The 16,393-nt window shown below is 68.2% G+C and carries 16 protein-coding genes; 11 read left to right on the plus strand and 5 right to left on the minus strand.

From position 1 onward, the window contains the following. Position 1: 1 nt before the first annotated feature. The 5 genes from ABZU72_RS23110 (at position 2) to acs (ending at position 6,157) form a co-directional block, all read left to right on the plus strand. Entirely contained in the window at positions 2-370 is a 369-nt protein-coding gene (locus ABZU72_RS23110; RefSeq protein ID WP_355021134.1) for a hypothetical protein, read from the plus strand. Further along, positions 367-1,905 carry a cation acetate symporter gene (locus ABZU72_RS23115; RefSeq protein ID WP_355021135.1) on the plus strand — a complete coding sequence of 513 codons (1,539 nt, stop codon included), beginning with the start codon at positions 367-369 and terminating at the stop codon, positions 1,903-1,905. Before ABZU72_RS23110 ends, ABZU72_RS23115 begins: the two co-directional genes overlap by 4 nt. 186 nt (positions 1,906-2,091) lie before the next feature. Next, entirely contained in the window at positions 2,092-2,442 is a 351-nt protein-coding gene (locus ABZU72_RS23120; RefSeq protein ID WP_355021136.1) for a DUF485 domain-containing protein, read from the plus strand. A 1-nt stretch (position 2,443) separates the two neighbouring features. Then, positions 2,444-4,075 (plus strand): cation acetate symporter, encoded by a 1,632-nt coding sequence (locus ABZU72_RS23125; RefSeq protein WP_355021137.1) that lies wholly within the window; start codon positions 2,444-2,446, stop codon positions 4,073-4,075. Between the two features lie 111 nt (positions 4,076-4,186). Next, positions 4,187-6,157 carry an acetate--CoA ligase gene (acs, locus tag ABZU72_RS23130; protein WP_355021138.1) on the plus strand — a complete coding sequence of 657 codons (1,971 nt, stop codon included), beginning with the start codon at positions 4,187-4,189 and terminating at the stop codon, positions 6,155-6,157. A 64-nt stretch (positions 6,158-6,221) separates the two neighbouring features. Here the strand turns inward: acs and ABZU72_RS23135 are convergent, their stop codons facing one another. Then, the gene (locus ABZU72_RS23135) at positions 6,222-6,752 is read right to left on the minus strand and encodes a C40 family peptidase (protein ID WP_355021139.1); all 531 of its coding nucleotides are present in this window, start codon (positions 6,750-6,752) and stop codon (positions 6,222-6,224) included. 513 nt (positions 6,753-7,265) lie between these two features. Between ABZU72_RS23135 and nhaA the strand changes: the two genes are divergently transcribed. The 3 genes from nhaA to ABZU72_RS23150 all read left to right on the plus strand — a co-directional run bounded on the left by nhaA (position 7,266) and on the right by ABZU72_RS23150 (position 10,124). Continuing rightward, a complete protein-coding gene (nhaA, locus tag ABZU72_RS23140) occupies positions 7,266-8,564 on the plus strand; it encodes a Na+/H+ antiporter NhaA (protein ID WP_355021140.1) in 1,299 nt (432 codons plus the stop codon). A 42-nt stretch (positions 8,565-8,606) separates the two neighbouring features. Next, entirely contained in the window at positions 8,607-9,014 is a 408-nt protein-coding gene (locus ABZU72_RS23145; protein WP_355021141.1) for a phage holin family protein, read from the plus strand. Positions 9,015-9,191: 177 nt separating this feature from the next. Next, the gene (locus ABZU72_RS23150) at positions 9,192-10,124 is read left to right on the plus strand and encodes a DUF559 domain-containing protein (RefSeq protein ID WP_355021142.1); all 933 of its coding nucleotides are present in this window, start codon (positions 9,192-9,194) and stop codon (positions 10,122-10,124) included. 160 nt (positions 10,125-10,284) lie between these two features. Here the strand turns inward: ABZU72_RS23150 and ABZU72_RS23155 are convergent, their stop codons facing one another. The 4 genes from ABZU72_RS23155 to nth are packed head-to-tail and all read right to left on the minus strand — an operon-like array spanning position 10,285 to position 13,512. Further along, positions 10,285-11,463: a MarP family serine protease gene (locus ABZU72_RS23155; protein ID WP_355021143.1), complete on the minus strand. Its 1,179-nt coding sequence runs from the start codon at positions 11,461-11,463 to the stop codon at positions 10,285-10,287. Then, the gene (locus ABZU72_RS23160) at positions 11,460-12,155 is read right to left on the minus strand and encodes a CoA pyrophosphatase (RefSeq protein ID WP_355021144.1); all 696 of its coding nucleotides are present in this window, start codon (positions 12,153-12,155) and stop codon (positions 11,460-11,462) included. The genes ABZU72_RS23155 and ABZU72_RS23160 overlap by 4 nt, the downstream gene beginning before the upstream one ends. After that, on the minus strand, positions 12,152-12,796 hold the full coding sequence (locus ABZU72_RS23165) for a TlpA disulfide reductase family protein (RefSeq protein ID WP_355021145.1): 645 nt from the start codon (positions 12,794-12,796) through the stop codon (positions 12,152-12,154). Before ABZU72_RS23165 ends, ABZU72_RS23160 begins: the two co-directional genes overlap by 4 nt. Further along, complete coding sequence (gene nth, locus ABZU72_RS23170; RefSeq protein WP_355021146.1) at positions 12,796-13,512, minus strand: endonuclease III; 717 nt, start codon at positions 13,510-13,512, stop codon at positions 12,796-12,798. The genes ABZU72_RS23165 and nth overlap by 1 nt, the downstream gene beginning before the upstream one ends. Positions 13,513-13,699: 187 nt before the next feature. Here nth and ABZU72_RS23175 point away from each other — a divergent pair, with 187 nt between their 5' ends. From ABZU72_RS23175 to ABZU72_RS23185, 3 genes are all read left to right on the plus strand, one after another. Then, entirely contained in the window at positions 13,700-14,377 is a 678-nt protein-coding gene (locus ABZU72_RS23175; RefSeq protein ID WP_008356269.1) for a Crp/Fnr family transcriptional regulator, read from the plus strand. 68 nt (positions 14,378-14,445) lie between these two features. Beyond that, positions 14,446-14,955, plus strand: a complete 510-nt coding sequence (locus tag ABZU72_RS23180; RefSeq protein WP_355021147.1) for a SigE family RNA polymerase sigma factor — start codon at positions 14,446-14,448, stop codon at positions 14,953-14,955. Then, positions 14,948-16,375, plus strand: coding sequence for a hypothetical protein (locus ABZU72_RS23185; RefSeq protein WP_355021148.1), 1,428 nt, complete (start codon positions 14,948-14,950; stop codon positions 16,373-16,375). Before ABZU72_RS23180 ends, ABZU72_RS23185 begins: the two co-directional genes overlap by 8 nt. Positions 16,376-16,393 lie beyond the last annotated feature (18 nt).

Consider the following 16,393-nt stretch of genomic DNA (forward strand, 5'->3'; position numbering starts at 1 on the left):
CATGACAGAGCCACAACGCGTACGCGTCACCGGACCGCCCCGGCGACGCCCGGCCGTCCGCCGGGTCGACGTCGACGAGGACACCCGCCTCGGCGAGGTCTACCTCGGCTCGCTGATGCGCGCCCAGTTCTCGATCGCCCTCCGCACCCTGGCGGTGCTCTTCCTCGGCGTCGGCTCGCTCCCGCTGCTGTTCTGGCTGGCTCCGGGCCTGGTGCGCACCGCGCCGTTCGGCGTACCGCTCCCCTGGCTGCTCCTCGGGGTGCTGGTCTACCCGTTCCTGTTCCTCCTCGGCCGCTGGTACCTGCGCGGAGCTGAGCGCAACGAGGCCAGCTATGCCGACCTGCTCCGCTCCGACGACGAGACGCCATGACTTTCGAATCCGCCCCGGCGATCGTCGCGGTCACCCTGGTCACCCTGGCGACGCTGACCATCGGCACCTGGGGGCTGCGGTTCAGCCGGACCACGAGCGACTTCTACGTCGCCTCGCGATCGGTACGCCCCGGCCTCAACGCGAGCGCGATCGGCGGAGAGTATCTCTCGGCCGCCTCCTTCCTCGGGGTCGCCGGTCTGGTGTTCACCTCCGGTGCCGAGATGCTCTGGTATCCGATCGGCTGGACCGCCGGCTATCTCGTGCTGCTGACCCTGGTCGCGGCACCTTTGCGCAGGTCAGGGGCGTACACGCTGCCCGACTTCGCCGAGGAGCGGCTCGCCTCCACAGGGGTGCGGCGGCTCTGCTCGCTGCTGGTCGTGAGCATCGGCTGGCTCTATCTGCTGCCCCAGCTGCAGGGCGCCGGGCTGACCCTGGAGCTGGTCGCGGACGCACCTCGCTGGGTGGGGCCGGTGCTGGTCGGGACCGTCGTGCTGGTCAGCGTCTTCTCGGGCGGGATGCGCTCGATCACGTTCGTGCAGGCCTTCCAGTACTGGCTCAAGCTGACCGCCCTGCTGGTGCCTGTCGGGGTGCTGGTCGCGGTCTGGGCCAACGACGGCGCGCCCCGCGCCGACCTCAGCCAGGCCTGGTCGCTGCCCATCGGCACCGACACCACGACCGGCCTCTATGCCACCTACTCGCTGATCGCGGCGACGTTCCTCGGCACGATGGGCCTGCCGCACGTGGGCGTCCGCTTCTACACCAACCCCGACGGCCGCGCCGCCCGCCGCACGACCCTGGTCGTGCTCGCCCTCCTCGGCGTCTTCTACCTGCTGCCACCGATCCTCGGCCTCCTCGGGCGCGTGTACGCAGCCACCCCCGCCTCCGCCGACACCCTGGTGCTCGAGCTGCCCCGGCTGATGGTCCCCGGCTGGGCGGGCGACGCCCTCACCGGACTGGTCTGCGCGGGCGCCTTCGCGGCTTTCCTGTCGACGTCGTCGGGCCTGGCGATCGCCGTCTCCGGCGTGCTCTCCCAGGACGTGGTCGTCCCCCTGCTACGTCGAAGGGGCAGCCGCTTCGGCGGCGTCGCCGCCTTCCGGATCGCGTCCCTGGTCGCCGTCATCGTCCCGGTCATCGGCGCCCTGCTGACCCCCAGCGTCGGGGTCGCCCGCGGGGTCGCGTTGGCCTTCGCTCTCGCCGCCGCCACCTTCTGTCCGCTGCTCCTGCTCGGCATCTGGTGGCGCCGGCTGACCGCCTACGGCGCCGCCACCGGCCTGGTCACCGGCCTGGTCACCACGGGGTCGGCCGTGGTGTTCACGATCAGTGGGTCGCGTACGGGCACGTGGGCCGACGTCGCGCTCACCCAGCCCGCGCTGTGGGCGGTGCCGTTGTCCTTCGCCGTCATGATCGTCGTCAGCCTCGCCTCCGCCGCCCACGTCCCGGCCCACACCACCCGGCTTCTGGTCCGCCTGCACTCCCCTGAGCCGGTGACCGAGCCGGCTGTGTCGGCCATGAAGGCGGCCTTGCAGGAGCGCTGACCGGGCCGCGACAGCAGCCATTCAGCGTACGAAATCGACCGCTCGTCGCGCGACGACGCCGTCTACCGAGGGACCGGGCGTTACCCCGCGACGAGCGGTCCGACGGGCCCCTAATGTGACTGCGATCACACGTCGTCCGTCATCCACCCCCACGGTTGACGGCCTCGTCAACGAAAGGGTTAGACCGTGAGCGAAGAAGCGCACGACCAAGCCCACCGGCACGACCCGGTCTACGACAGACTGCACGCCACGGCAGAGTTTCGCGCTCTGCGGTCGGCGTACCGGAAGTTCGTATTCCCGGCCACGGTGGCATTCCTGGCTTGGTATCTCCTCTACGTGTTCTGCTCCAACTGGGCAGAGGACTTCATGAACACCAAGCTCGTCGGCAACATCAACGTCGCGCTGGTCTTCGGGCTCCTCCAGTTCGCGACCACGTTCGGCATCGCCTACCTCTACGCCAACTACTCCAACAAGCACCTCGACCCGCTGGCTCGGAAGCTCGACGAGGAATACGAGATCGAGAAGAGGGACGCCTGATATGGACGGCAGCCAGATCCTCACCACGGTCCTCTTCCTCGCGGTCGTCGCGGTCACGATCGGTATCACCTTCTGGGCGAGCCGGCAGACGAAGACAGCGGCCGACTACTACGCCGGGGGCCGCGGCTTCTCCGGTTTCCAGAACGGTCTCGCCATCGGCGGCGACTACATGTCGGCGGCGTCGTTCCTCGGCATCTCCGGCGCCATCGCCCTGTCCGGCTACGACGGGTTCCTCTACTCGATCGGCTTCCTCGTCGCCTGGCTGGTGGCGCTGCTGCTGGTCGCGGAGGTGCTGCGTAACTCCGGTCGCTACACGATGGCCGACCAGCTGGCGTACCGGATGAAGCAGCGCCCGGTCCGCCTGGCCGCGGCGACCTCCACGGTCGTCGTCTCGATCTTCTACCTGCTGGCCCAGATGGTCGGTGCGGGCGCCCTGGTGGCCCTGCTGCTCGGTGTCGAGGACCAGGTCGTCAAGAACATCGTGATCCTGTTCGTCGGCGCGCTGATGATCTTCTACGTCACCGTCGGCGGGATGAAGGGCACCACCTGGGTCCAGATCGTCAAGGCCGTGCTGCTGATGACCGGCTCGGCGCTGATCGTGATCCTGGTGCTCGCCCAGTTCGGCTTCAACCTCTCCGAGCTGCTCGGCTCCGCCGCCGACGCCTCGGGCAAGGGCGACGCCTTCCTCCAGCCCGGACTGAAGTACGGCCTGAGCTTCACCAGCGAGCTGGACTTCGTCTCGCTCGGGCTCGCCCTGGTGCTCGGCACCGCCGGCCTGCCGCACATCCTGATCCGCTTCTACACCGTCCCGACCTCGGCGGATGCCCGCAAGTCGGTGCTGTGGGCGATCGGCCTGATCGGTGTCTTCTACCTGTTCACCCTGGTCCTGGGCTTCGGTGCGGCCGCGCTGGTCGACCCGACAACCCTGGACAAGGCCGGCAACCTGGCGGCACCACTGCTCGCCCAGGAGGTCGGTGGCGGTGAAGGCTCCATCGGTGGCGCCGTACTGCTGGCGCTCATCGCAGCGGTCGCCTTCGCCACGATCCTCGCCGTGGTCGCGGGGCTGACGTTGACCTCCTCGGTCTCCGTCGCCCACGACATCTACAACTCGGTGATCAAGCGTGGCAAGGCCACCGAGAAGGAGGAGATGAAGGTCTCTCGCTGGGCCGCGGCGGGCATCGGCCTGGTCGCGATCCTGCTGGCCATCCCAGCGCAGTCGCTGAACATCGCGTTCCTGGTGGCACTGGCCTTCGCGGTCGCCGCCTCGGCGAACCTGCCGGCGATCATCTACAACATGTTCTGGGCGCGGTTCAACACCCGTGGTGCGGTGTGGTCGATCTACGGCGGCCTGATCTCCTGTGTCGGTCTGGTCTTCTTCTCGCCGGTCGTCTCCGGCAAGACGGCCGTGGACGCGGTGACGGGCGAGACGATCTCCGCCTCGCTCTTCCCGCTCGGCGTGGACTTCTCCTGGTTCCCCCTGGAGAACCCCGGCATCATCTCCATCCCGCTCGGGTTCTTCCTGGGCTGGCTGGGCACGGTGACGTCGAAGGAGCCGGAGACCGCTGAGCGTTACGTCGAGCTCGAGGTGCGCGCCCTCACCGGCGCCGGCTCGGAGAAGGCGATCACGCACTGATCCATCACGGCGGGCCGTCGTACACAGGTGTTGTACGACGGCCCGCCATCATTCTTTCCCCCGCACTACCCTGTGGCTTGAGCCACACATTTTTCGTACGTAGGAGTCACTGTGAGCGACGAGACCCTGTCCAACCTGCTGCACGAGAAGCGCCGGTTCGAGCCCCCGGCCGAGCTTGCCGCCGCTGCCAACGTCAAGGCTGATGCGTACGACGCCGCTGCCGCGGACCGCGACGCGTTCTGGGCGGCCGCCGCGGAGCGGCTCACCTGGTCCAAGCCGTTCGACCGCGTCCTGAACTGGGACAACCCGCCGTTCGCGAAGTGGTACGAGGGTGGCGAGATCAACGTCGCCTACAACGCCGTCGACCGTCACGTCGAGGCCGGGCTCGGCGACCGGGTCGCGATCCACTGGGTCGGCGAGCCTGCCGACGACAAACGCACCATCACCTATGCCGAGCTCAAGGACGAGGTCTCCCGGGCCGCGAACGCCTTCGAGGCGCTCGGCGTCGGCAAGGGCGACCGGGTGGCGATCTACATGCCGATGATCCCCGAGGCCGTCATCGCGATGCTGGCCTGCGCGCGGATCGGTGCGATCCACACCGTCATCTTCGGTGGCTTCTCCGCCGACGCTCTCGCGACCCGCGTCGTCGACTGCGGCGCGAAGCTGATCGTCACCTCGGACGGCGGCTACCGCCGTGGCGCACCCTCGGCGCTCAAGCCCGCCGTGGACGAGGCGGTCACGAAGGTCGAGGCGACCCAGCCCGGCCTGGTCGAGAACGTACTCGTCGTCAAGCGCACCGGCCAGGACGTCGACTGGAACGACTCGGTCGACAAGTGGTGGTCGGATGTCGTGTCGTCGGCGTCGACCGAGCACACTCCGGTGGCGCACGACGCCGAGCACCCGCTCTTCGTCATGTACACCTCGGGCACCACGGGGAAGCCGAAGGGCATCCTGCACACCACCGGCGGCTACCTCACCCAGGCGGCGTTCACGCACTGGGAGGTCTTCGACCTCAAGCCCGAGACCGACGTCTACTGGTGCACCGCCGACATCGGCTGGATCACCGGCCACTCCTACATCGTCTACGGACCGCTGGCCAACGGCGCCACCCAGGTGCTCTACGAAGGCACCCCGGACTTCCCCGAAAAGGGTCGCTGGTGGCAGATCATCGAGGAGTACGGCGTCACGATCTTCTACACCGCGCCGACCGCGATCCGGACGTTCATGAAGCAGGGGCGCGCCATCCCGGACGGCCGCGACCTCTCCTCGGTCCGCCTGCTCGGCTCCGTTGGTGAGCCGATCAACCCCGAGGCCTACATCTGGTACCGCGACGTCATCGGTGGCTCCGCGGTGCCGGTGGTGGACACCTGGTGGCAGACCGAGACCGGCGCGATCATGATCTCGCCGCTCCCCGGGGTCACCCACGGCAAGCCGGGTTCGGCGATGAAGGCCCTGCCGGGCGTGGGCGCCGACGTGGTCGACGACAACGGCGTCTCCGTCCCGAACGGTGCCGGGGGCTACCTCGTGCTGACCCAGCCGTGGCCGTCGATGCTGCGTACGATCTGGGGCGACGACCAGCGCTACATCGACACCTACTGGGCGCGGTTCAAGGATCAAGGGTTCTACTTCGCCGGCGACGGCGCGAAGAAGGACGAGGACGGGGACGTCTGGGTCCTGGGCCGCGTCGACGACGTGATGAACGTGTCCGGACACCGCCTCTCCACGACCGAGATCGAGTCGGCGCTGGTCTCGCACCCCTACGTCGCCGAGGCGGCGGTCGTCGGTGCGACCGACCCCGACACGGGGCAGGCCGTGGTGGCGTACGTCATCCTGCGCGACGGGTCGCCGGAGGACTGCCACAAGGAGCTCTCCGACCACGTCCGCAAGGAGATCGGCCCGATCGCCAAGCCGCGGCAGATCATGATCGTGCCCGAGCTGCCCAAGACGCGCTCGGGGAAGATCATGCGGCGACTCCTCCGAGACCTCGCCGAGGGTCGCGGCGTCGGCGATACGACGACGCTTGCCGATCAGACGATCATGGATCTGATCGCCGCCGGGAAGACGACCGCCACGGACGAGTGATCACGGGCGGGTCCCACAGCGGCCCGGTCACCCTTCGCGGGGCGGCCGGGCCGCTGCGTACGTTCTAGTGCTTCTTGTACTTCACCCGGCGGATGAAGTGGCTGTCGGTCCAGATCGGGTCCTTCGTGACGGCCTCACCCGACCCGGGCGCATGCCAGACCCAGCGGCGACCGTCGCGCTTCCCGGCGTAGATGCCGACGTGATAGACGCCGCCGCTGCCGTAGAAGAAGACCAGGTCGCCCTTGCGTGGCTTCTTGACCTTGAAGGTGTGGCCGACCTGGGCCGACGAGCTGTGCGGCAGCTTGCGGCCGAGCTTCTTGTAGACCCACTGGGTCAAGCCCGAGCAGTCGTAGGCGTGGGGGCCGTTGGCGCCGTAGGAGTAGGGGTCGCCGGCCTGGCTCTTGACGCGACGCAACGCTCGCAGCCCGCGCGACTTCTTCTTCTTTTTCTTGGTGGTGTGGGTGCTCGCCTGAGCGCTGGTGTTGGCGCTGGTCTGGGCACTTGCGCCCGGCGGGGAAGCTGCCGTGGCGGACTGGTTGGGAGCGGCGGCGAGCGCGAGGCCGACCACAAGGGCGGTCGCAAGGCCGACGGTCATCGTTCTGTAGGCGCACGAAAGCGCACGGACACACGAACCGGTCATTCGAGGTTCCCCTGTTGCAGCGACGCCTGCGAAGGTTCACCTGTCGGATTCGGGCTGCTGTTGCCCGGGCGCTGGTCTCGTCTGCGCCTTCACCCCTAGCCGGTCCGCCTTGTCTCTGGCTCCCGGCGTACTGCTTGGCTCCCCCGTGCCCGCCACCGTGGTCGGATCGACTCTCCTCCGGTTGTGACGGGCCTCGGCGCGACCGGAGCGGCCCCACCATTCGGTGAGGGCTCATCCACTATGCAATGGAATCCGGTGCCTGTCGGGGCATTTGTGCAGCAACTCACTCTCTGTTTTATAAATTTGCTTGTGTTTGACTCGGTTTGCGCTCGCCCTTCGGTCGAAAGTGGCCCCAAGTTGAGCACCCTCCTGTCCCTGACAACGGTGCTTGCTAGGGTCGAGATCAGGTGTGCCGGGAAGTCTGGTCGGCGTGACATCGTCGACCCCTGAGCCCCTGGAGGCCCATCCGTGACCGACACCCGCAACCGCCTCTTCACCCGCGGCTCCTGGCTGGAGACCTCGCGGACGGCCGAGATCCTGCGAGCCGAGACGACCGGCGGCGTACTCCTCATCATCGCCGCGATCATCGCGGTCATCCTGGCCAACAGCCCCTGGCAGGAGGCGTACGAGGCGGTCCGCGACTTCCGGGTCGGGCCGGAGGCTCTTCATCTCGATCTGACCATCGGGGCCTGGGCGGCCGACGGCCTGCTCGCGATCTTCTTCTTCGTCGCCGGTCTGGAGCTCAAGCGGGAGTTCGTCTCCGGCGACCTCCGCGACCCCCGGCGGGCCGCGCTGCCGATCGCGGCCGCGGTCGGCGGCATGGTCGTACCGGCGCTGGTCTACGTCGCCGTCAACCTGATCGGCGACGGCTCGCTGGCCGGCTGGGCGACACCGGTGGCCACCGACATCGCCTTCGCGGTCGCCATCCTGGCGGTCATCTCGACGCATCTGCCTGCGGGGCTGCGTACGTTCCTGCTGACCCTCGCCGTCGTCGACGACCTCCTCGGCATCACCATCATCGCGGTCTTCTTCACCTCGGAGCTGCACATCGGCTACCTGCTGCTGGCACTCATCCCGATCGGGCTCTTCGCGGTGCTCGTGCAGCGTCGCGTACGCAGCCCCTGGCTGCTCCTCCCGCTCGCCCTGATCGCCTGGGCCCTCGTCCACTCCAGCGGCGTCCACGCCACCGTCGCCGGGGTGCTGCTCGGGTTCACCGTGCCCGTGATCGCCCGCAATCCCGAGGCCAAGCGCGGGCTCGCGGAGCACTTCGAGCACCTGGTCCGACCGATCTCCGCCGGTGTCGCGGTGCCGATCTTCGCCTTCTTCGCCGCCGGCGTGTCTCTCGGCGGGTGGGTCGGGGTGACCAGCGCGATGCGCGACCCGATCACGCTCGGCATCATCCTCGGCCTGGTCGTCGGCAAGACCATCGGTATCTCCGGCTCGACGTGGCTGCTGGCCCGGTTCACCAAGGCCTCGCTCGACGACGACCTCGCCTGGTGGGACGTGATCGGGATGGCGATGCTGGCGGGCATCGGGTTCACCGTGTCGCTGCTGATCGGCGAGCTGGCTTTCCACTCCGATCCCGGCGCCCATGACCACATGAAGGTGGGCGTGCTCTTCGGGTCCGTCCTGGCCGCCGCCTTGGCGACGGTGGTGCTGCGTGCCCGCAACCGGGTCTACCGCCGCATCGAGCAGGTCGAGACTCTCGACGCCAACAAGGACGGCGTGCCGGACGTGTTCGAGGATGATCAGGGTCGGGACCGGTAAGGTCGTGGGCGCTCCCCAACACACGTTCAGCGAAGGGTTCCCATGGCAGTCGACATCGTGAAGTCCCCGGGCGACGAGGACCCGACGATCGGAAAGCTCGTCGTCGACGCCACCCGCGACATCTCCGAGCTCGTCAACAAGGAGATCACGCTCGCCAAACAGGAGCTCAAGGTCTCGATGACCAACGCCGGCGTCGGCGTCGGTCTCTTCGCCACCACCGCGTTCCTGCTGGTCCTCGCCGTGATCATGCTCTCCTTCTCGGCGGCCTACTTCATCCACTGGGCCGGCCTCGGCCTGCACTGGTCCTTCCTCATCGTCTTCGGCTTCTACGTCCTCCTCGCCGCCCTGCTCGGCTTCGTCGGCGTACTCAAGGTGAAGAAGGTCAAGGCCCCCGAGAAGGCCATCGCCCAGGGCAAGGAGATCCCCCGGGCTCTCAAGGGCCAGTACTGACCCACCGCCGAGGCGGGGGCCGAGGCGTCAGCCCCGTCGGCCGAGACGTCACTCCGGTCGGCCGAAGCGTCACGGTGACGGGCCAGTTTCTGTCCACAGGGCGCGCTGAGTCCGAAGTTATCCACAGCCTCTGAAAAGACGGATGACTTCGTACGCATCCTGTCGCACGCTGCGGCCATGAATCTCTCACTCGTCAAGACCGACAGCCACCTGCCAGAGCGTCCCTTCACCACGTCCGACATCGAGTCGGTCGCGACCAACCGATACGCACTCGCCCAGGCGATCAGCCATGGGGACGTACGCCGCCCGTTCCGGGGCGTCTATCTCGCCGCACAGGCGGAGGACGACCCGGTGAAGCGCGCCGAGGCCCTGGTGCAGGTGGTGTCCGAGCACCAGGTGATCAGTGACCGAACAGCCGCCTGGGTGCACGGCATCAACACCTTCACCCAGACCGAGATGGCACAGGTCCCTGCCGTGGAGACATGTGCCGTCCGCGGTCACACCCGCACACGGCGCCCTGGCACCGACGGCCGCTCGCGCGACCTCCTGCCCGAAGACATCGAGGTCATCGGAGGCGTACGGGTGACGACACCGCTACGCACCGCGCTCGACCTCGGCTGCAACCTGAACCGGCGGGAGGCGATGGCCGCGCTCAACGAGTTCGCCCGGCACCATGGGATCACCCGGAGCTCTCTCGATGAGCAGCTGCCCCGCTTTCGCGGCCGGCGCGGTGTCGTCCAGCTCCGCGAGCTCGTTCCACTCCTGAATCGTCGCCTCGAGTCCCAGCGCGAATCGTGGACCTTGCTCGCGATCAGCGACGCCGGACTTCCTCTTCCCGAGGCACAGGTCTGGGTCGACGTCGAAGGAATCCCGACCTACCGCCTCGACTTCGCCTATCGGCTCGCCAAAGTCGCGATCGAGTACGACGGCGAGGACCACGACGACCCCGACCAGCGAATCTACGACGAAGAGCGCCGAGGCTGGCTGATCGATCACGGCTGGACGATCGTGATCGTACGAAAGGGCGACTTCACCGGCGACCGTCTCGATGCCTGGCTCCGCGAGATCAAGGCCGCCCTGACCCCGACCTACTCCACCCGCCGCTTCTGATCGAAGCGTCGCCCCCGTCGGCCGAAGCGTCACGCGCGCGAGCCGAGGCGTCAGTCCCGTCGGCCGAGTTGGCATCGCGTTGCCAACTCGGCCGACGCGGCTGACGCTTCGGCCGACGGGAGTGACGTCTCGGCCGACGTACCCGACGCCTCGGCAGGGGTCAGCCGGCGCAGGCTCCGGTGTCGACGGCAGCGGTCTGGGAGCGAGCCTCGCGGGCGATCTCGATGACCTGGTCGGTGGTGAGGGCGTAGCCGGTCTCGGAGTCGGTGACCGAGGCGGCGAAGACGACGCCGACGACGTCACCCTCGGAGTCGACGATGGGGCCTCCGGAGTTGCCGGGGCGGATGAGGCTGCGTACGGAGTAGACGTCTCGGATGACGGTGCCGACGCCGTAGATGTCGGGCGATCGGAGTCGCTGCTCGGCACGGATACGACCGGGCTGTACGTCGAAGGGGCCGTCCTGCGGATAGCCCAGGACAGCGATCGGGTCCTCAGCGGCAGCAGAGCTGTCGAAGTCGAGGCGCTTGAGGTTGCCGCCACCCTCGAACTTCAGAACGGCGATGTCGATCTCCGGGTCGTAGTGGACGACCTTGGCGTCGTTGGCGCCGTCACCGACGATGACGTTAGGGTCGTCGACGCCGGCGACGACGTGGGCGTTGGTCATCAGGTAGCCGCGGCCGATGACGAATCCGGTGCCCTCGACACCCTTGCCGCACTCGTTGGCGCCGCGGATCTTGAGGACCGACTCGCCGGCGCGTACGACATCGGGGTCGGTGAGCATCCGCCGCGGACCGGGTCCGACCTCGACGATCCGCTCACTGGCGAACGGCTCCAGGTAGCGCGGGAAGAACGAGGTGCCGACGACGTCGTTGAACGCGCTCAGTGCACGGTCGGCAGGCGACGGCATGATGGAGTCGACCTTGGCCAGGATCGCCGACCCACGCACCGCGGGCGTGAGCCCGTTGATCTGTGCCCCCGAGACCGCGACCCCGAGAGCCCAGGCGACGACCAGCACGGCCGCCGCGCTGAGCAGCGATCCGCCGAGCGCATCGACGATCCGGGCAGGCTGCCAGGTGATCTCGTCCCGCACGCGTACGCCGCCGTATTGCAGCACCGCCTGCCCGATGGACGCACACGCGATCACGACGAACAGAGCGCCGAGCGAGACCCACAACGACGGAGCCGCGCTGCCGAGCACCTTCGGTGCCAGCCAGATGCCGATGAAGCCACCGAGCAGCAGTCCGCCGGTCGCGAAGGCGCCGGTGATGAAGCCCTGCCAATATCCCGAGAGCGCGTAGGCCGCGACGAGGATGATCAGGATCCAGTCAAGAAAGTTCACGGCTGATTCCGTTCGCGTCCCTGGAACATGTATTCGGGCAACTCCTTGATCGGGGCGTCCGGAATCTCCGTGATCCACCCGAGATAGGTGAAGAAACGGCTGATGATTCCACCTGTGAAGCCCCAGAGGATGACATCCTTCTCCGGTCCGATCAAGAACGCGGGCATCAGCCATCCGCTACGGCCCGGTGCGCCGACCTGGATCCGGTGAGCCGGGTCGATGAGATCCGACAACGGCACCCGGTAGACGGCGTGCACCTCTTCGACCGAGCGCGTGGTGACCGGAGACGGCTCCCGCCACCACCCGATGATCGGCACCACCGCGTGGTTGGAGAACGGGATCCACAGCGCCGGAAGGCGGCCGACCACGTCGACACCGGTCGGGTCGAGCCCGGTCTCCTCCCAGGCCTCCCGCAGCGCTGCCTCCTCGGCGGTCTCCCCCGGATCGAGCCGGCCGCCGGGGAACGAGACCTGGCCCGGATGCGACCGCATCGTGTGCGAACGCTCGGTCAGCAGCAGATCGGGACCCGAGGGCCCTTCGCCGAAGAGCATCAGCACGGCTGACTCGCGGGCGCTGCCGTCGGCCGGCGGCAGGAACTGTGAGATGTCCTCGCCCTGGATCTGCTGCGCCGCCTCGACGATCTCGTCGAACCACTCCGGCCGCGTCCCGTTGGCCGCCTGGCGCTCCCTCACAGCTCGATCCCCAACTTCTTCTCGACGAGCTCCTTCACCTGGGCCGCACTGGTCATGCCACCCATCTGCAGCAGCTCGACCTCGCCGGAGGAGGACAGGACGTACGTCGCCGGCACCGCGCGCGCTGTGAGCGGCCCGCCCTGCAGCTCACCGCCCGGATCGGCGTACATCGGGAAGGTCACCCCTCGCGAGATCGCCTCCTCGAGCGCGACTCCCGGGACGGTGTCCATGACGTCGATGCCGACCACCGGCACCTCGTCGCCGTAGGTCTCGTAGAAGCTCTGCAGCGCGGGCATCTCCTCTTTGCAGGGCGCGCAGAAGCCCTGGAAGAGGTTGATCACCATTGGTCCCTCGAACGAGGCGAGGTCGGCGGACTCGCCACCGCCGAGGCAAGGCAGCACGATCGACGGCAGCCCACCGTCGCTCGCACGCCCTTCCTCGCAGGCCTCCACCTTCGACGCCTTCTTGGCCGCCACCATCTCCGCGGTGGCGACGTTGACCTTGGAGGAGGACGGCTCGTCGGCGAGTGGCGCGCCGGATTGCCCGCCCCCGCTCGAAGAGTTGCCGCAACCGGCCAGGACGGCCAGCAGCAGGGCGGCTGCCGACGCGACCCGGGCTCGTCTCCCCAGGGCACGAACCATCAGTTGCGGCCCTCCGTGCGGACCAGCTTGGCCGCGGCGACAGGGTCGGTCGGCCCTTCGCCGTACGCAGGGCACATCTGCGACACCGGACAGGCGCCGCACGCGGGCTTCTGCGCGTGACAGATCCGCCGCCCGTGCCAGATCACATGGTGGGACAGCATCGTCCAGTCCCGCTTCTCGAAGAGCGCGCCGACCTCGTGCTCGACCTTGACCGGGTCCTTCTCGGTCGTCCAACCGAAGCGCCGCGAGAGCCGCCCGAAGTGCGTGTCGACGGTGATCCCCGGCTTGCCGAAGGCGTTGCCGAGCACCACGTTGGCGGTCTTGCGCCCGACACCGGGCAGCTTCACCAGCTGCTCCAGACGGTCGGGCACCTCGCCGTCGTACTCCTCCACCAGCACGGCGCTCAGCTTCAGCAGCGCTTCGGTCTTGGCGCGGAAGAAGCCGAGCGGCCCGACGAGCTGCTCCAGGTGCTCCCGGGGCGCCGCCGCCATCTCCTTCGCGGACGGGTACGCCGCAAAGAGGGCCGGTGAGGCCAGGTTGACCCGCTTGTCCGTGGTCTGCGCGCTCAGCACGGTCACGACCAGGCATTCGAACGGATTGGTGAAGTCGAGCTCGGCCTTGGCATCCGGATAGGTCTCACCGAGGACGCGGTCGATCCGACGGGCACGACGCACCAGACCCAGGCGCGTCTCAGTCGCAAACTTCTGGGCAGGCACGCAGCAAGGCTACGCGGCCGCACCGACAATCCCGATCCGGCCCAGAGGGCGGCTACCACAAACACCGCTCAACACATGCACTTTCTGCCCTTATCGGTGGGTGATGTGCACTTGTGAGACGTTCCACAGATAGGATTCCCGGTGTAATACCCGCGGATGTGGGGAAAATCCAGGAGGAATGGCCGCAATGGACAACGACGTACTCCGTCAGGCACCGCTCTTCAGCGCACTCGACGACGAGTCGATGACGGCCCTGCACGCCTCGATGGCAGAGTCGAAGCTCCGCCGCGGAGAGGTGCTCTTTCACGAGGGCGACTCCGGCGACAAGCTGTACGTCGTGATCGACGGCAAGGTGAAGCTCGGCCGCACCTCATCCGACGGCCGCGAGAACCTGCTCGCCATCATGGGCCCGGGCCAGATGTTCGGTGAGCTCTCGCTCTTCGACCCCGGCCCCCGCTCGGCCACCGTCACCGCGGTCACCGACTCCGCCTTCGCCAGCCTGTCGCACGAGGACCTCCTGAAGTGGCTCGAGGGCCGCCCGGTCGTCGCCCGCGGCCTGCTCGCCCAGCTGGCCGGCCGCCTCCGCAAGGCCAACGACGTCGTCGCCGACCTCGTCTTCTCCGACGTCCCCGGCCGTGTCGCGAAGGCCCTGCTCGACCTCGCCGACCGCTTCGGTCGCACCGCCGACGACGGCGTCCACGTCCACCACGACCTCACCCAGGAGGAGCTCGCCCAGCTCGTCGGCGCCTCCCGCGAGACGGTCAACAAGGCCCTGGCCGACTTCGCCAGCCGCGGCTGGCTCCGCCTCGAGCCGCGCAGCGTCGTCATCATGGACATCGAGCGCATGGCTCGTCGCGCCCGCTGATTCTTTACCTTCCAACAGGCATCCGGCCTCCTTCCACCTGGCGTAACAGCAGGTGAAAGGAGGCCGAGATGCTTTTCGGATCAGACCCGGGTCAGGCGGAGTTCGACGAGTTCGTACGCTCCCGCGCCCAAGCGCTCTCCCGCACGGCGTACTTGCTGACCGGTGATGCCCACCTCGCCGAGGACCTCCTCCAGCAGGCACTCCTGTCCGCGGCCAAGGCCTGGCACCGCATCGAAGGCCACCCCGAGCCGTACGTCCGGCGGATCCTCTACACCCAGAACATCTCCTGGTGGCGCCGCCGTCGTTTCGCGGAGACCCCACTGGATGCCCACGAGGCCACCACCGCAGCGCCTGAGACCGGCGACCGAGACCTCCGGCTCAGCTTGGAACAGGCCCTTGCCCAACTGACGCTGAAACAGCGCACGATCCTGGTGCTGCGCTACTTCGAAGACCTCACCGAGGCCCAGACCGCCGACATGCTCGGGCTCCACGTCGGCACCGTGAAGTCGACCGGCCGCAAGGCGCTCGATCGGCTACGCGCCCTCGCCCCGCACCTCGAGGAGCTCATCAATGACTGACCAGAAGCTCCGCGACGAGCTCTCCCGCATCGCCGACACGGCACCATCTCTCCATGTCCCTGACGGCCTTTACGCACGCGGTCGCCGCGTCCATCGCCGTTCGGTCGCGATCGTGGCGGCCTCCGTCACCGCGGCCGTCGCTCTCATCATCATCGGCTTCACCGGGCTCCCCGACCGACAGTCCGATGTCGAGCCGGCCGAGCGCAACGGCGACCTCGCCGTCCCCGAGATGGTCGAGACCGCGCCGGAGTGGCTGACCGAGCTCGACGGGCTCGGCTCGTACGCCCATGCCGACGTCATGGAGGACGACCTCGATCTCGGCGTCGGGGCCGTGGCGTACGTCCGGAGCAGCAGCGACGAGAACGGCAGCGTCCCGGTCGTGGTCGATGCCGCTACAGGCAGCTATCACGTGCTCGACCTGGCCGGTTTCATCGGCAAGGAGGTGCGTGGCCAGCCGTCACACAGCGCCCTCGCGCTCTCGCCGGACGGCAGCCATCTCGCCTGGGCGTGGGCCGATCCCGCCGACGGTGACGATGACGGTGACGCCACACCGCGTCCAGCCGGCGTGAAGGTCGCCGACCTGACCACCGGAGACGTACGCACCTGGAACATCTCCGCGCAACACGACGCCGCCGTCTACGTCCACAACCTCGAGTGGTCCACCAACGGACAGTGGCTGCTGTGGCAGGGCTGGCAGATGCAGAGCTGGCGGGACGCGACCTTCGAGACCGAGACCTCCCGAGCCGGCGGCATCGGGCTCGGGGACGACGGGTTCCTCTTCACGGACGAGAGCTCCGCCCAGGCTGATCAGCAGAACAGGGAGCTCGGGTTGAGCCGGGAGGTCGAGTGGGCCATCTCCGACGACGGCACGATCGCCCGCCTCATCGAGAGCCACGTCATCACGCAGGCCCCCGGGATGGCCCCCGAGAACCAGCCGCTGACCCCGATCGACGAGGGACAGTACGTCGGCCTGGCTTTCAGAGGAACAGAGCTGCAGGTCATCAAGCAGCCCTTCGGAACCGAGGTGCTGCCGGCGGACGGGAGCTCCCGCGGGCTGAAGACCACTGCGAGCGGATACCCGCGGCTCGTCGGCTGGGCCGGCGCGAACCCGATCCTCTGGCAGGAGATCGACGACAACCTCACCTCCTTTGATCAGTACTGGTCGGCGGCCCCCGACGGCACATCGAGCCTCGTCGCGATGCACCGGCCGATCGCCAAGGGCGCGACGATCGCCTACCGGCTGATCAAACCCGGTGAGGTCAGGACCACCGTTATCCGACCCGACCCGACCTGGCCCGAACCGTCCAGCGGCCTGGGCCTGCCGACGATCGGTCTCATCATCGCGGCCCTGTTCACCCTTGTCCTCGCCCCGTTCGTCGTACGCCGGCGTCAGATCCGTTCGGCGAGAAAGGCCCGCTGAGCGCGCACCGAGAGCTCC

Source organism: Nocardioides sp. NPDC004968 (genome assembly GCF_040608935.1).
GTDB lineage: Bacteria > Actinomycetota > Actinomycetes > Propionibacteriales > Nocardioidaceae > Nocardioides.

Excerpts from the sequence above, each read along its gene's own strand:
- ABZU72_RS23110 (WP_355021134.1), top strand. The coding sequence starts at position 2 with ATGACAGAGCCACAACGCGTACGCGTCACCGGACCGCCCCGGCGACGC.
- ABZU72_RS23115 (WP_355021135.1), top strand. The coding sequence starts at position 367 with ATGACTTTCGAATCCGCCCCGGCGATCGTCGCGGTCACCCTGGTCACC.
- ABZU72_RS23125 (WP_355021137.1), top strand. The coding sequence starts at position 2,444 with ATGGACGGCAGCCAGATCCTCACCACGGTCCTCTTCCTCGCGGTCGTC.
- ABZU72_RS23135 (WP_355021139.1), bottom strand. The coding sequence starts at position 6,752 with ATGACCGTCGGCCTTGCGACCGCCCTTGTGGTCGGCCTCGCGCTCGCC.
- ABZU72_RS23145 (WP_355021141.1), top strand. The coding sequence starts at position 8,607 with ATGGCAGTCGACATCGTGAAGTCCCCGGGCGACGAGGACCCGACGATC.
- ABZU72_RS23150 (WP_355021142.1), top strand. The coding sequence starts at position 9,192 with ATGAATCTCTCACTCGTCAAGACCGACAGCCACCTGCCAGAGCGTCCC.
- ABZU72_RS23165 (WP_355021145.1), bottom strand. The coding sequence starts at position 12,796 with ATGGTTCGTGCCCTGGGGAGACGAGCCCGGGTCGCGTCGGCAGCCGCC.
- ABZU72_RS23175 (WP_008356269.1), top strand. The coding sequence starts at position 13,700 with ATGGACAACGACGTACTCCGTCAGGCACCGCTCTTCAGCGCACTCGAC.
- ABZU72_RS23180 (WP_355021147.1), top strand. The coding sequence starts at position 14,446 with ATGCTTTTCGGATCAGACCCGGGTCAGGCGGAGTTCGACGAGTTCGTA.
- ABZU72_RS23185 (WP_355021148.1), top strand. The coding sequence starts at position 14,948 with ATGACTGACCAGAAGCTCCGCGACGAGCTCTCCCGCATCGCCGACACG.